The organism is Halorientalis sp. IM1011 (assembly GCF_001989615.1).
In the GTDB taxonomy this organism is placed as follows: domain Archaea; phylum Halobacteriota; class Halobacteria; order Halobacteriales; family Haloarculaceae; genus Halorientalis.
This window is the reverse complement of record NZ_CP019067.1, coordinates 2,631,141-2,643,584: the sequence shown is the minus strand read 5'-3', so window position 1 is coordinate 2,643,584 and position 12,444 is coordinate 2,631,141. Positions and strand designations below refer to the sequence as shown.

At 68.6% G+C, this 12,444-nt stretch carries 17 protein-coding genes; 9 read left to right on the top strand and 8 right to left on the bottom strand.

Annotated features, from left to right (window positions below):
- Nucleotides 1-53: 53 nt before the first annotated feature.
- Both BV210_RS13690 and BV210_RS13685 read left to right on the top strand, forming a co-directional pair.
- Nucleotides 54-494 (top strand): DUF2240 family protein, encoded by a 441-nt coding sequence (locus BV210_RS13690; protein WP_077207190.1) that lies wholly within the window; start codon nucleotides 54-56, stop codon nucleotides 492-494.
- Nucleotides 494-874, top strand: a complete 381-nt coding sequence (locus BV210_RS13685; RefSeq protein ID WP_077207189.1) for a hypothetical protein — start codon at nucleotides 494-496, stop codon at nucleotides 872-874. The genes BV210_RS13690 and BV210_RS13685 overlap by 1 nt, the downstream gene beginning before the upstream one ends.
- Nucleotide 875: 1 nt before the next feature.
- On the opposite strand, the gene BV210_RS13680 is transcribed toward BV210_RS13685, so the two are convergent.
- Nucleotides 876-1,529, bottom strand: coding sequence for an HAD family hydrolase (locus tag BV210_RS13680; RefSeq protein WP_077207188.1), 654 nt, complete (start codon nucleotides 1,527-1,529; stop codon nucleotides 876-878).
- 105 nt (nucleotides 1,530-1,634) lie between these two features.
- Between BV210_RS13680 and BV210_RS13675 the strand changes: the two genes are divergently transcribed.
- Together BV210_RS13675 and pyrF are read left to right on the top strand one after the other, a co-directional pair.
- Nucleotides 1,635-2,390, top strand: a complete 756-nt coding sequence (locus tag BV210_RS13675; protein WP_077207187.1) for an SIMPL domain-containing protein — start codon at nucleotides 1,635-1,637, stop codon at nucleotides 2,388-2,390.
- Nucleotides 2,391-2,438: 48 nt separating this feature from the next.
- Complete coding sequence (gene pyrF / locus BV210_RS13670) at nucleotides 2,439-3,236, top strand: orotidine-5'-phosphate decarboxylase (protein WP_077207186.1); 798 nt, start codon at nucleotides 2,439-2,441, stop codon at nucleotides 3,234-3,236.
- Here the strand turns inward: pyrF and BV210_RS13665 are convergent.
- From BV210_RS13665 to BV210_RS13655, 3 genes are all read right to left on the bottom strand, one after another.
- Nucleotides 3,220-4,047, bottom strand: coding sequence for a hypothetical protein (locus tag BV210_RS13665; RefSeq protein WP_077207185.1), 828 nt, complete (start codon nucleotides 4,045-4,047; stop codon nucleotides 3,220-3,222). The genes pyrF and BV210_RS13665 overlap by 17 nt on opposite strands.
- Nucleotides 4,048-4,107: 60 nt before the next feature.
- A complete protein-coding gene (locus BV210_RS13660; RefSeq protein ID WP_077207184.1) occupies nucleotides 4,108-4,953 on the bottom strand; it encodes a hypothetical protein in 846 nt (281 codons plus the stop codon).
- Nucleotides 4,954-5,072: 119 nt separating this feature from the next.
- Nucleotides 5,073-5,276 (bottom strand): hypothetical protein, encoded by a 204-nt coding sequence (locus tag BV210_RS13655; protein WP_077207183.1) that lies wholly within the window; start codon nucleotides 5,274-5,276, stop codon nucleotides 5,073-5,075.
- A 118-nt stretch (nucleotides 5,277-5,394) separates the two neighbouring features.
- Here BV210_RS13655 and BV210_RS13650 point away from each other — a divergent pair, with 118 nt between their 5' ends.
- Nucleotides 5,395-5,946 carry a J domain-containing protein gene (locus tag BV210_RS13650; RefSeq protein WP_077207182.1) on the top strand — a complete coding sequence of 184 codons (552 nt, stop codon included), beginning with the start codon at nucleotides 5,395-5,397 and terminating at the stop codon, nucleotides 5,944-5,946.
- A 4-nt stretch (nucleotides 5,947-5,950) separates the two neighbouring features.
- Here BV210_RS13650 and BV210_RS13645 read toward each other — a convergent pair whose 3' ends face one another.
- Entirely contained in the window at nucleotides 5,951-6,832 is an 882-nt protein-coding gene (locus BV210_RS13645) for an MBL fold metallo-hydrolase (protein WP_077207181.1), read from the bottom strand.
- Nucleotides 6,833-6,923: 91 nt separating this feature from the next.
- Here BV210_RS13645 and BV210_RS13640 point away from each other — a divergent pair, with 91 nt between their 5' ends.
- From BV210_RS13640 to BV210_RS13625, 4 genes are all read left to right on the top strand, one after another.
- Nucleotides 6,924-7,595, top strand: coding sequence for a phosphoglycolate phosphatase (locus BV210_RS13640; RefSeq protein WP_077207180.1), 672 nt, complete (start codon nucleotides 6,924-6,926; stop codon nucleotides 7,593-7,595).
- A gap of 120 nt (nucleotides 7,596-7,715) precedes the next feature.
- Nucleotides 7,716-9,362, top strand: coding sequence for a GTPBP1 family GTP-binding protein (locus BV210_RS13635; protein WP_077207179.1), 1,647 nt, complete (start codon nucleotides 7,716-7,718; stop codon nucleotides 9,360-9,362).
- A 47-nt stretch (nucleotides 9,363-9,409) separates the two neighbouring features.
- Nucleotides 9,410-10,003, top strand: coding sequence for a hypothetical protein (locus BV210_RS13630; protein WP_077207178.1), 594 nt, complete (start codon nucleotides 9,410-9,412; stop codon nucleotides 10,001-10,003).
- On the top strand, nucleotides 9,975-10,190 hold the full coding sequence (locus tag BV210_RS13625) for a hypothetical protein (protein ID WP_077207177.1): 216 nt from the start codon (nucleotides 9,975-9,977) through the stop codon (nucleotides 10,188-10,190). The genes BV210_RS13630 and BV210_RS13625 overlap by 29 nt, the downstream gene beginning before the upstream one ends.
- Nucleotides 10,191-10,283: 93 nt before the next feature.
- Here the strand turns inward: BV210_RS13625 and BV210_RS13620 are convergent, their stop codons facing one another.
- Genes BV210_RS13620 through mch form a run of 3 tightly spaced genes read right to left on the bottom strand, consistent with a single transcriptional unit; the run spans nucleotide 10,284 to nucleotide 12,430 of the window.
- A complete protein-coding gene (locus tag BV210_RS13620; RefSeq protein ID WP_077207176.1) occupies nucleotides 10,284-10,967 on the bottom strand; it encodes an HAD family hydrolase in 684 nt (227 codons plus the stop codon).
- A gap of 48 nt (nucleotides 10,968-11,015) precedes the next feature.
- The gene (locus tag BV210_RS13615; protein ID WP_077207175.1) at nucleotides 11,016-11,498 is read right to left on the bottom strand and encodes a hypothetical protein; all 483 of its coding nucleotides are present in this window, start codon (nucleotides 11,496-11,498) and stop codon (nucleotides 11,016-11,018) included.
- On the bottom strand, nucleotides 11,498-12,430 hold the full coding sequence (gene mch, locus BV210_RS13610; protein WP_077207174.1) for a methenyltetrahydromethanopterin cyclohydrolase: 933 nt from the start codon (nucleotides 12,428-12,430) through the stop codon (nucleotides 11,498-11,500). Before mch ends, BV210_RS13615 begins: the two co-directional genes overlap by 1 nt.
- Between the last annotated feature and the right edge of the window lie 14 nt (nucleotides 12,431-12,444).

Genomic DNA, 12,444 nt, shown 5'->3' with positions numbered 1-12,444 from the left:
CGCTCGACCGGTATCCGATGGGTTTAGGACGGTCCCGGTCGCCGGAAGGGACGATGAGTCTCCGGACGGCCGTCGCCGCCCCGTTCCGTCAGCAGGGCAAGACCGCGATGGGGGAGAGCGAGTTCGTCGTCGCCCTCTCACTGGATCGGGACTGGTTCACGCCCGACCAGGCCAAGCGGCTACTGGACGTGGCCGCCGGCGAGGGACTGGTCGCCCGAGACGAGGGCGAGGTGACCGCCGAGTTCGATCCCGACGGCGTCGAGGTGCCCGAGGGGTTCGTCCCCGACGAGTCGATCCTCCAGCAGCGTTCGACGTTCGAGCGCATCCTCGACACCCTCGTCGAGGCCGGGATCGAGAAGCAGGCGGCCGTCGCCGAGATCAACTCACTGCAGGCGGACCTTGGCGTGACGGTCGAGGCTGCCGCCGTCGTTTACGCAAAACGTGAGGGACTGGACGTGGAAGACGCCGCCGAGCGCGCACTGGGTGAACTCTGATGGTCGAGGATACGATCACGGACGGCAAACGGATCGCACAGCTGCTGGCCTCCGAAATCACGGGCCGTGACACCGGCCCGCTGGCCGCGATGTCCGTCGTCGACGCCGATCCGGACGTGGAGCCGACCGCCGACGGCGCGTTCGCTTACGGCGTCGACCGCGACGACGAACGCGTAGGCGACGTGGCGGTCCAGCCCGAGCGCGCGTATCTGGAACTGAAGGTCGGCGTCGAAGCCGGGGCCGAGGCGGCCGAGGCGGCGGACCTCCGGGTTCGGCCGAAGACCACGGAACCACCACGCACTCTCGTGTTCGTCGAGTCCGGCGCAGCGGTGAAGTCGGCCGTGGACGTACTTGTGGCGGCCAGCGGTGGCGAGTACTGAGTTAGAGTGACTCGATGATTTCGGGCAGTCGCGCGACCAGTTCCGACCGTTCGATCGTGGTGTCGGCCGCCGGATGTGGGTCGGGACCGCCGGGATACACCACCTGCACGGTCGCGAGGCCGGCGTCTGCCGCGCCCTGGATATCGACCTCGGGGCGGTCGCCGACGTAGACCGTCGCGGTGGGCGCTGTGCCCAGTTCCGCACAGATCGCCGCGAAGGCCCGCTCGTCGGGTTTGCCGGCGGGGAGGTCGCCGGTGATCACGACGGCGTCGAACAGATCGGCCCAGCCCAGCGTCCCGAGTTTGCCCCGCTGGGCGGCCAGCGGGCCGTCGGTCAGGAGGCCAATCCGGTAGGACTCGCGCAGGGCCGCGAGCAGACCCTCGACGCCGTCGAGGGGTTCGAGTGCGTCCTCGATGGCCAGCCGGTAGGCCGTCGCTACTTTTTCGGGGTCGGTGTCGTCGGTCAGCAGTCGCTCGAAGATGGGGGCGCGGGTTTCGCTCGCCGCGACCGCGCCGTGGGCGTCGAGGTAGTCCGCCCGGTCGATGTCGTGGGCGTCGGTTCGATCGGTGGCGACGTCGAGCAGGGACTGTCGGTCCCGATCGGTGACCGCCAGCGTGTAGTCCAGATCGAACGCGACCGCGTCGAACGACGCCATTCCCCCGGCCGTAACGGCGCGTGTGGTTTGAGTGTTCCCCAAGACTCAAACGCCGATTTGACTCTCCGGCGAGTATTCGTAGGCTCCCGGTGAACGGACGGGTGCATGCGAAAGACGACCACCCTGGTGCTCGCCGCCGCCGTCGTCCTGACGGTCGGCGCGGCGGGCACGGTCCTCGCGATGGGGAGTACCGGAACGCAACCAGCACAGCAGACCGCCACGGACGGGGGGAGCGGCCAGACCATCACCGTCGCCGGCGAGGGATCGGCCAGCACGCAGCCCGATCAGGCCGTCCTCCGGCTGGCCGTGACGGCCGAGGGTGACGACCCCGCCGCGATCCGCTCGGAACTGGCTAGCGGTGCCGAGGAGTTGCGGAGCGCGCTCTCCGAGGCCGGCGTCGCCGAGGACAGTATCGAGACCAGCGGTTACAGCATTCAAGAACCTCCGCGTCGTGCCCCACCGCGTGAGGGTGGCGAGAGCGGCCCCGACCTGCGCGGTGTCCACAGCTTCGAGGTGACGCTCTCCGACACCGACCGCGCGGGCGCAGTCGTCGACGCGGCGACCGGTTCGGGGGCGGAAGTCGAGTCGGTCCGGTTCACGCTGGCCGATGACACTCGCGAGGACCTCCGCAACGAGGCCCTCCGGAACGCGATGGACAACGCTCGCGGACAGGCAGACACGCTCGCGGATTCGGGCGGGCTGTCGGTGACCGGCGTCGCCAGCATCGACGCGACGGGCACGAACTACCGACCCGTCGCCTACGAGGACACGGCGACCCAGGCCGGCGGCGGCACGACCATCGAGACCGGCGACGTGTCCGTCGAGACGAGCGTGCGGGTGGTCTACAACGCGTCGGGGTGACGGGCACCGGATAGGAAGCTTGTAGTGAGTGCCGGGCCAGCGCCCGGTATGACCTTCTTCGACCGGCTGGAAGACCGCATCGACGCGGTCGACAGCGTCGTGAGCGTCGGGCTCGACCCCGACCCGGACCGCATCCCAGAGCACCTGCTCGAGAAGGACCTCCCGCGGTGGGCGTTCAACCGCCGGATCATCGACGCCACCCACGAACACGCCGCCTGCTACAAGCCAAACGCAGCTTTCTACGAGGACCCCGACGGCTGGCGGGCGCTCGAAGAGACCATCGCCTACGCCCACGGGAAGGACGTGCCCGTCCTGCTGGACGCCAAACGCGGCGACATCGGCAACACCGCCCGCCAGTACGCCGACCTGCTCGACACCGCCGACGCGATTACCGCCAACCCCTACATGGGCCGGGACTCGCTGGAACCGTTCCTCGAACGCACCGAGGCTGGCGTGTTCCTGCTCTGTCGCACCTCGAATCCGGGCGGCGCAGACCTCCAGAACCTCGAGCTCGACTCCGGCGAACCCCTCTACGAGCGGGTGGCCGCGCTGGCCGACACCTGGAACCGCAACGGCAACGTCGGCCTCGTCGTCGGCGCGACCCAGCCCGAGGAACTCGCGGAGATCCGCGAGATCGTCCCCGAGATCCCCTTCCTCGTCCCCGGCGTGGGCGCACAGGGCGGCGACGCCGAGGCCGCCGTCGAACACGGGCTGGCCGACGGCGTGGGGCTGGTCAACTCCTCGCGCGGGATCATCTTCGCTGGAGAAGATCAGGGAGAAGACTTCCACAAAGCCAGCGGGCAGGCCGCCAAACAGCTGACACAGCGGCTCAATCAGTATCGCTGAGGCCGCGGTCCGGCGTGGTCCGGTCGTCGGAGGACTCGAATGCCCGGTCGAGCACGTCGGTGACCGCGTCGAGGTCGTCGATATCTTCGAGGCGCGACGTGAAGGCGAGCAGTGGGATCCAGCGGTCGATCACGAGCGCATCGTCGGTCACGCGGTAGCCGGTGAGCCGCTGCCCGGAAACGAATTGCCCGGCGAAGGTGCCCGGATGCTGGACGTAGAGGCCGTCGGGAAGGACACTGTACTCACGGGCGCGGCCGGCGAACAGCTCGAATACGAGCGTGACGGTGCCCATCGTCGGTGCGATCTCCGCGAACGGGTGGTGGAGGACGAAGCCGGCGACGATGAATGCGAGACCGCCTCCCAGCAGCGTCGCCCGGAGCCAGCGTCGACGGCGGGCTGTAGTGCCCGCTGTCCACTGGACCACAACGGCATCGGCGTCCCTGGCCCACTCGATTACGCGACGGTTCGCGACGACGTAGACCGCCAGTCCGAGAACGGCGACGGCGAGGATCAGCAGCGTTCCCATCGAGGTCGTGGAGCCGTCGCGCGCCAGCAGGTCGACGGAACCGAGCAGTAGCAGGAACGGAGCGACGACCACGGCCAGGTTCCAGTCCGTGCGGGCCAGCTCGACCGCGAGGTGGTCCCGTGTCGCGGCGACGGCAACCGTTCCCGCGAACGCGACGGCACCGGCCGTGATTACCTGCCAGCCCAGCACCGTGATGCCGGGCGAGAAGCCGACGACGGCCGCGGCGAGACCGCCGACGTACGCGCCGAGCAGGAGGGGGAACCAGTCCAGTAGCGGGCGGGACATAGACGGGTTTCTGTCACAGGATCTGAAAATGTCTTCGTTCGGTGGTCGGTCGACGACGACTCAGTCGGCCGCGCGGATCCGATCGAGACGGCGGTCGAGGTGGCGGACGACAGCGTCGAGGTCGTCGATACTGGAGCGGGCGCAGTGTACCGGAGCCCGGATCCGCCGGTGGAGGACGAGCGCGTCGTCGGCCAGAGTGTAGCCCGACAGCCGAGACCACGGATAGAGGGAGATTCCGAACGTGGTTCCGGACCCGACGAGGACGGCGTCGGGATAGACCGCGAATCGGCGTGGCCCCTGGTGGTCCCGGGACCGCATACCGAGTGCACTCCCGATGGCCGTGCCGAGGAGCATATGGCCGACGTCGTCGGCGAATAGCCCGGCGACGACGCCGACCGCGACCAGCCCGCCACCGAGGACGTAAAGCCGGCGTCGTCGGCGCACCAGCCGCCGCGCGGGACGGGCCGTCCATTCGACGACGGGGTCCTGTTCGGCCCGGATCCGTTCGATTCGCTTGCCGTCGGCCGCCTTCACGACGACGACGGCGGCGATCCCGCTCAGCGCGACCGGGAAGAACGTCGACTGGCCGACGAAGCTGAGGTCCGGGCCGACGACGACCCAGTGGGACCAGAGTTCGGTGGCCACGACGACCGCAGGGACCACGAGCAGTAGGTGGTGGAGCCGCGTCCGACTCAGCGTAGTACCGAGGGCCGGGACCGACGATGCGACCAGTGCGACGACCCCGGCCGTCACCCAGCCGGGTGCGAGCACCGCCTCGGCGGTCACCGCCGCCCCCGTCGTCCACGCGAGCCAAGTGGCCACGAGCAGGCCCGCGTACGCACCCAGCGCGAGCGAGAGCAGCGGGTGCGCGGACAGCATACGGTCGACGGTTCGCTGGAGGGACACGTTCGAGATGACAGCGGAGAGAACAGAAAGCGTTGCGGTACCCCCTCGACCTGCACACTGGGCGGGAGTGGCCGTGAGCAGACGGGGGTCGCGTGGCGACTCCCGACGGAAAACGTGGGTTAGAACCGGTAGGTGTCCACGCCGTCGGGCATATCCTGGGGCTGGCGCTCCTGGTCGGAGCCACCACCCACCTCCGAGAGACACTCGACGCAGAGGCCGGTCTCCTCGTCGAAGTGCTTCTCACAGACCAGCTGGGCACAGCGCGAGCAGGTGTGGTCGACGCCGCCGGTCCCACAGATCTCGCAGTTCCCGGCTACGCTCATGTGAGGACTTACCACGCCCAGCCGTATGAACCCTGCGCGGCCGGTTGGAGACGGGGCGCTGACGGCAGTCAGGGCCGCAGTCGAGAGGCTTACGGGGGTGGGGACCCAAACCGTTGGCGTGGATCACGACCGGTTGATCACGGGTATCGCGGCGGCGCTGGCGGGGTGTGCAGCCGTCGTTTTCGTCCTCGCGTTCGTCACCCAGGTCTACTCGATCCTGTTTCTGGCCGGGGCGCTGGGTGCGGCCGCCTACTTCATGTGGTACCAGGCCAGCGGCCGCCTCGCGGCCCGGGTCTACCGGTCGGTCGAGGAGCGAGCGCGACAGAACAGCGGCCGCGAGCGGGCCCGGACCCGCGAGACCGGCGGGTTCGGGGCGGGCCCGCGCGAGGAGTGGACCGCACCGGGCGGACGCGGCCGGCAACGACGCCAGCAGACGGGTCGACAGCGCCAGCGAGCAAGCCAGCAACGCCAGCGTCGACGACAGCCGTCGGCCGACGACGGACCGACCAGAGCCGAGGCCTACCGGATCCTCGGCGTGGACAGCGACGCCGACGAGTCGACGGTCAAGGCCGCCTACCGCCAGAAAGTCAAGGAGGTCCACCCGGACACCGACGGCGGCGACGAGGAGCGGTTCAAGAAAGTCAACGCGGCCTACGAGCGGTTGACCTGAGTTCTCAGTTCTGCCGGTCCAGATAACGACAGACACCGACCACGTCCCGACGGAGCGTCGGACTCTCCCACTCCGGGCGCAGGGCGTCGAGCATTGCATCGAGGTCGTCGCCGGTAGCGGCCCTGACGTCTTCGACGGCGTCGACCCACTGCGGGAGGATCTCTGCGTACTCGTGCAGTTCCGCCACCGCTTCACCGGGCTCGCCGGGACCGAAGTGGCTGTACAGCGTCCGCGAGGGGTCGAGTTCAAGCAGGCGGTCGACGGTGTCGAGGTTGGCTTCGAGATCGAAACTCGGCGGGGGCGTGGTGGGGGCGACGGTGTTCGAGCGCGGATCGAACGCGCCGACGGCGTCGGCAGCGAACAGCGTCCCGCTGTCGGGGTCGAGAGCGACGTAGTGGTGGGGGGCATGCCCCGGCGCGTCGTAGAGTTCGAGTTCGCGGTCGCCGAGGTCGAGTACTTCGCCGCCGGAGACGGCCCGACAGCGGCCTTCGGGGAGCAGGTCGGGGTCGCCGTAGGGGGCGTCCATGCCGATGGCGGCCTCGACGCTCTCGACGAGGCGGTCGAGTTTGTCGGCGTCGGTGAGGTAGGGGAGGCCCCGCTCGTGGACGATGGCAGTGGCGTTCTCGCAAGCGTCGAGCAGGCGAGCGGTCCCGGCGGCGTGGTCGAGGTGGACGTGGCTGACGAGGACGTACTCGACCGCGGCGGGGTCGATGTCGACTTCCTCCATAGCTGTGAGGATGCGCTCGGCACCGGAGACCGTGCCGGCGTCCAGAATCGCCGGTCTGGCGGCGTCGAGCAGGTAGGTCGCCAGCATCTTCGGGGAGCCGAACAGTTCGTTGTCGACGAGATAGGTGTCCGGACAGCCGTCGACGGGTGGGGCGTCCATACCCTCGACTGGGACGGTGGCCACTTATGCGATGTGAGCCACAACCGGGCCGCATGGACACACCGACGCGCGTGGTCACGGAGGGCGAGCCGTGACCCCGCCGCTGGCCGTCGACATCGACGGGACGCTGACCGGACCCAGCCGAGCCATCGACCCCCGCGTGATGGCGGTCCTGCGGGAGTGGGACGATCACGTCGTCGTCGCCACCGGGAAGGCCTTTCCCTACCCCGTCGCCCTCTGTGAGTTCCTGGCGATTCCGATCACGGTGATCGCCGAGAACGGCGGCGTCGTCGCCGTGGCGGGCGAAGAGATCGTCTTCACCGGCGATCCCGAGAGCGCATGGGCCGTCGCCGAGGAGTACGAACAGGCGGGCTACGGTCTGGGCTGGGACGAACCGGACTTCGTCAACCGCTGGCGCGAGACCGAGATCGCCGTCGCGCTCGACCAGCCACTCGACCCCCTCGAACGGATCGCGGCCGATCACGGCCTCGAAGTCGTCGACACCGGCTTCGCCTACCACGTCAAGACCCCCGACGTGGACAAGGGCAAAGGGCTAGAGGCGGTCGCAGAGACGCTCGATCGGGACCCCGCGGAGTTCGTCGCGGTCGGGGACTCCGAGAACGACGTGGCCACCTTCGAGACCGCTGGGCGCTCCTTCGCCGTCGCCAACGCCGACGACGCGGCGCGGGCCGCGGCCGACGAGGTGACCGAGGAGAGCTACGCCGACGGGTTCCTCGAAGCCGTCGACCTGATCGAGCGGTAGACGGCCGACCCTTCCAGCCGGGTCGAGCCCCACCGCTACGGACCCCTATTTATACGCACCGTGCTAACGTTAGACACATTCCGAGAAAGCTTTTAATAGTGGTCCCCTAACGCGGCACGTATGAGCCCCGACCGGGCCGTCCTCGAACGCGCCATCGAGCGCGGCGAACAGGAGGGCGGTAGCGTCGAGTTCAAAGAGCGGCTCACGAAAGACCTCCACGCGACGGAGGGGCGGTTCGAGAGCCTCGCGGCACAGCTCCGCCACCGCGTCCTCTCGGGCGACGGCGAGGCGACCTACGTCGTCGGCGTCACCGACGACGGCGGGCTGGCCGGCATCGAACCCGAGACGTTCTCCGAGTCGATGGACGTACTCTCCCTGCTGGCCGAGGAGGCCGGCGCACACATCGACGACGTGGAGACGTGGGGCGTAGACCGCGAAACCGGCACCGCGACGAAGGGCGAGACTGGCACGGACGGTATCGTCGGCGTCGCCACGATCCGCGAAGGGACGGTCATGGGCGACGACGAGCACATCGTCGTCGGGACCGCCGGCCACGTCGACCACGGCAAATCGACCCTCGTGGGCTCGCTCGTGACCGGCGACGCCGACGACGGCGAAGGGGGCACCCGCTCGTTCCTCGACGTGCAGCCCCACGAGGTCGAGCGAGGTCTCTCGGCCGACCTCTCCTACGGCGTCTACGGCTTCGACGAGGACGGTCCGGTCCGGATGGACAACCCACACCGCAAGTCGGATCGAGCCCGCGTGGTCGAGGAGGCCACCCGTCTGGTGAGCTTCGTCGACACCGTGGGCCACGAGCCCTGGCTCCGAACGACGATCCGCGGTCTGGTCGGGCAGAAACTCGACTACGGCCTCCTCACCGTCGCGGCCGACGACGGGCCGACCAAGACCACCCGCGAGCACCTCGGCATCCTGCTGGCGACCGACCTCCCGACGATGGTCGCCATCACGAAGGCCGACCTGGTCGACGAGGAGCGGTTGCGGGAGGTCGAACGCGAGGTCGAGCGCCTGCTCCGGGAGGTCGGGAAGACGCCGCTGCCGGTCGCGCGCCACGGCGTCGACACGGCCATCGAGGAGATCAGCGAGACGGTCGTCCCCGTCCTCGCGACGAGCGCGGTCACGATGGACGGCCTCGACCAGTTGGACGAACTGTTCGAGCGCCTGCCCAAGACCGCCGGCAGCGACCGCACCGACGAGGACTTCACCATGTACGTCGACCGCACGTACAACGTCACCGGCGTCGGTGCGGTCGCGTCCGGGACGATTCGCTCCGGTACCGTGGAGGCCGGCGACGAACTCCTGCTCGGACCGATGCAGGACGGCAGTTTCCGCGAGGTCGAGGTCCGGTCGATCGAGATGCACTACCATCGCGTGGACGAGGCCCAGGCCGGCCGGATCGTCGGCATCGCGCTGAAAGGCGTCGCGGAGGTCGACATCGAACGCGGGATGGTGTTGCTCCCCCGCGAGACCGACCCCACGCCCGTCCGGGAGTTCGAAGCCGAGGTGATGGTACTCAACCACCCGACGCGGATCGGCGACGGCTACGAGCCGGTCGTCCACATCGAGACCGTCAGCGAGGCCGCCGCCTTCTACCCCGAGGGCGGCCAGCTCCTGCCCGGCGACTCCGGCGAGACCCGTGTGCGCTTCAAGTTCCGCCCCTACTACGTCGAGGAAGGGCAGCGATTCGTCTTCCGCGAAGGGAGTTCGAAGGGTGTCGGGACGGTGAAAGACGTGACGCCGGTGGAGTGAACGGGACGGTCCTCGACTTTTTCACGTAAGCGGACGGAACGGCCACCATGGAGTTCACTGACGACGGTATTCACATCGACAAGGAACCCAACGCCCTCGACGAGTTGATTCTCGATCTCGTCGGGGTTCTCGACGCAGTCGGGATCGACTACGCCGTAGTCAGTGGCTACGTCGCCGTTCTGTTCGGTCGTTCTCGTGCGACCGAGGACATAGACGTACTCGTCGAACGGTTCGACGAAGCGACGGCTATGGAGATCGCGGAGCGACTGCAGGACGCCGGTTATTGGGGGTCGGCGATGCCACTGGACGAAATGTACGACACGCTGGTCGACGACCTGCCGATTCGAGTTGCAGAAGACGGTGATATCGTTCCGAATCTAGAACTCAAATTTCCCACTGACGAGTACGACCGTCTCTCACTCGAAGACACGACGACTGTCTGGCTGGCCGACCACTCGATACGTATCGGATCGCTCGAACTACAGATCGCCTACAAGCTCGGAATGGGGACGAAGAAAGATTTCGAGGATGCAGTCCATCTGTATCAGGTTACCGAGCCAACGCTTAACATCGACCGTCTCGTAGAGTACGTCGAACGGCTCGGTGTCCAAGATGACTACGGACGACTCAGAAACGTTTGAGCAGAAACACGCCCGGAACGACGCCGAGCGCCTCCGGCAGATCAAACAGTGGGCTGAGTACGTCCGAACGCATCCGGACGACGACTGGGGACGCCAGGTCAACAAACTCGTCGACGCACAGATCGAGTCCGCACGCCACCACGACACCGGGACACAGCAGCGGAGCCGGAACGATTCCGGCGACTGAGTCCGGCTGATTGATCACGCCCACAGCGTCGCCCGCAGAACCTTCGTTTCCGTTTTCCTACGGTGTTCGGCTGCCGTACTCGGCGAGCGGTACTCACCCCCCTTCCCACGGCGGGTCTTCGAGGTCGGCCATCGATTCGATCCGATAGTCCGGCGTAGTCGTCGGTTCGCCGTCGTCGTCGACGAGGAGAGCGGCCTGGATGCCCGCGCCGTCGGCCCCGCGCACGTCCTCGTGGACGGTGTCGCCGACGTGGACGGCCCGGCGGGGCGCAGCGTCCAGCGCGTACAGCGCCTCGTGGAAGGGGCCGGGTTCTGGTTTGGGCGCGGTGTCGTAGCCGCCGTAGACGATTACGTCGAAGGCGTCCCGAACCCCCAGCGCGTCGAGTTTCGGGCCCTGGATCTCGGGGCCACCGTTGGCGACCAGTGCGAGGTCGTACGCCTCACCGAGCGACTCGAGTGCCGCCATGGCTCCGGGGAGCGGTTCCACGTCGCCGTGGTCCCGCATCGAGGCGTAGAGGGCGGCCAGCCGACGACCGACTGCAGGGTCCCGGTCCGCCTCCTCGGCCAGTTCGGCGAAGGCCAGCTCGCGGCGCTCGGCGCGAGTCTCGTCGGTGACGACCTGCATGAACAGCTTCTCGCGGTACTGGCCGACGGTGAAAAACGGGTCGACGCCGAGTTCCTCGAACGCGGCCGCGAGCAGTTCCTCGCGGGACCGGCGGTACTCACAGAGCGTCCCGTCGAGGTCCAGAAAGACGGCGTCGGGCGGCCGGTCGTCCATCACTCGTGGGTTCGCAGTCCGATGGGTAAAGCGTTCCCCCGCGGCGAGTCAGGTCGGCCGGTACCCTGCGTCGACCCGCTCGACGTGGCCGAACACGACACCCCAGTCGAGCAGGCGGCGCGTCCGCTCCGTCCAGACGGCGTCCCAGTCGCCGTGTCGGTTGCGCTCCCACGGTGGGACAGTCTCCCGGATGGCGTCGAAGGCCACCGTCGCCGACAGCGGTTCGTCGGCCGCGTCGAGCGCGTCGAGGAGGTCGGCCACGCCGAACACCCGCTGGGCGAAGGCCGTCGCGACCGCCTCGTCGGTGAGGTCGCGGCGCTGTCGCTCGTATCCCCGGTCGGTCTCGGTCGCCAGACGCAGGGCCCGACAGAAGGCGAGCCACGCTTCGGCGTCCTCCCGGGAACCCACGTCGGTTCGGGACTGAATGCGCACACAGCAGTCGTCGACGGACCCGGGGACGAGCGGGATCGCCTCGTGGATCGACGCGAGCAGGTCGGGATCGACGGGGGCCGGCGCGACCTTGAACCGCATCAGAGGTCGAAGCTCTCGGCCAGCAGGTCGTGGTCGGGTTCACCGAGGACGTGGGTCGGGCCGCCGACCACGTCGATCGTGACCTGTGCGGGCGCGAAGACCGACTCGGGCACCTCGTAGAAGTCCCAGTCCGCGTCCGCGAAGATCTCGGCGAACGGCCGGCCGTACTCGTCGGTCGCGCTGGAGGGCACCTCGTCGAACCGGTCGAATTCGCGGTCGACGACGAGGTGGGCCCGGCCACCGTAGGCCAGCGCGTCGTTGGTCCGGGCGATGGCGGTCTCCTCGTCGTCACCGACGGGCGCGACGGGCGCGGTGGCCGACACCGACAATACGTCGAGGGGGTCGTAGCCCAGTTCCGAGAGGCGGAAGACGGCGAGTTCGGCGGCGCGGGCGGCCATCGAGACGCTGCCGGTGACGCTGGCGGTCGAGAACGCTGGCAGAAAGACGCCGCTCTCGGGGACGCCCGCGACCTCGGCGACGTGGTCGGCGACAGCCTCGCCGGGCACCTGCTCGGACTCGACGGTCAGGACGGCGAAGTCGAACTCGTCGCGGTAGCCGATTCGCTGGAACACGTCCTCCTCGGCGACCAGGGCGCGGGCCGGGCCGCCGCCCAGTCCTTCGAAGTCCTCGACCGAGAGTTCCCAGCCGGCCTTCTGTCCACAGAGCAGGGCCAGCGCCGGGTTGTCGGTCGACAGTTCGACGTGGGTCAGCGGCGCGCCGGCCACAGTGTCGACGGTCGTCGAGACGGTCGAGAGGCCCGCGGTCGCGATCTCGGTCAGCAGCAGGCCGGCCTCGAGGCCGCCGGGGATCTCGACCCCGAAGTCCAGTACAACCGCCTCGTTGTCGAGGCGCGAGACGGCGACGTTCAACTCGTCGGCGAAGTCGATGGCCTCGTCGACGAGGTCCGTCGCCATCCGGTTCAGGCTGTCCATACCCCTGCTTGTTC

What these genes read in the sequence shown, in the direction of transcription:
- BV210_RS13690 (WP_077207190.1), top strand. Translation starts at nt 54, where the DNA reads ATGAGTCTCCGGACGGCCGTCGCCGCCCCGTTCCGTCAGCAGGGCAAG.
- BV210_RS13685 (WP_077207189.1), top strand. Translation starts at nt 494, where the DNA reads ATGGTCGAGGATACGATCACGGACGGCAAACGGATCGCACAGCTGCTG.
- BV210_RS13680 (WP_077207188.1), bottom strand. Translation starts at nt 1,529, where the DNA reads ATGGCGTCGTTCGACGCGGTCGCGTTCGATCTGGACTACACGCTGGCG.
- BV210_RS13675 (WP_077207187.1), top strand. Translation starts at nt 1,635, where the DNA reads ATGCGAAAGACGACCACCCTGGTGCTCGCCGCCGCCGTCGTCCTGACG.
- pyrF (WP_077207186.1), top strand. Translation starts at nt 2,439, where the DNA reads ATGACCTTCTTCGACCGGCTGGAAGACCGCATCGACGCGGTCGACAGC.
- BV210_RS13665 (WP_077207185.1), bottom strand. Translation starts at nt 4,047, where the DNA reads ATGTCCCGCCCGCTACTGGACTGGTTCCCCCTCCTGCTCGGCGCGTAC.
- BV210_RS13655 (WP_077207183.1), bottom strand. Translation starts at nt 5,276, where the DNA reads ATGAGCGTAGCCGGGAACTGCGAGATCTGTGGGACCGGCGGCGTCGAC.
- BV210_RS13645 (WP_077207181.1), bottom strand. Translation starts at nt 6,832, where the DNA reads ATGGACGCCCCACCCGTCGACGGCTGTCCGGACACCTATCTCGTCGAC.
- BV210_RS13635 (WP_077207179.1), top strand. Translation starts at nt 7,716, where the DNA reads ATGAGCCCCGACCGGGCCGTCCTCGAACGCGCCATCGAGCGCGGCGAA.
- BV210_RS13630 (WP_077207178.1), top strand. Translation starts at nt 9,410, where the DNA reads ATGGAGTTCACTGACGACGGTATTCACATCGACAAGGAACCCAACGCC.
- BV210_RS13625 (WP_077207177.1), top strand. Translation starts at nt 9,975, where the DNA reads ATGACTACGGACGACTCAGAAACGTTTGAGCAGAAACACGCCCGGAAC.
- BV210_RS13620 (WP_077207176.1), bottom strand. Translation starts at nt 10,967, where the DNA reads ATGGACGACCGGCCGCCCGACGCCGTCTTTCTGGACCTCGACGGGACG.
- BV210_RS13615 (WP_077207175.1), bottom strand. Translation starts at nt 11,498, where the DNA reads ATGCGGTTCAAGGTCGCGCCGGCCCCCGTCGATCCCGACCTGCTCGCG.
- mch (WP_077207174.1), bottom strand. Translation starts at nt 12,430, where the DNA reads ATGGACAGCCTGAACCGGATGGCGACGGACCTCGTCGACGAGGCCATC.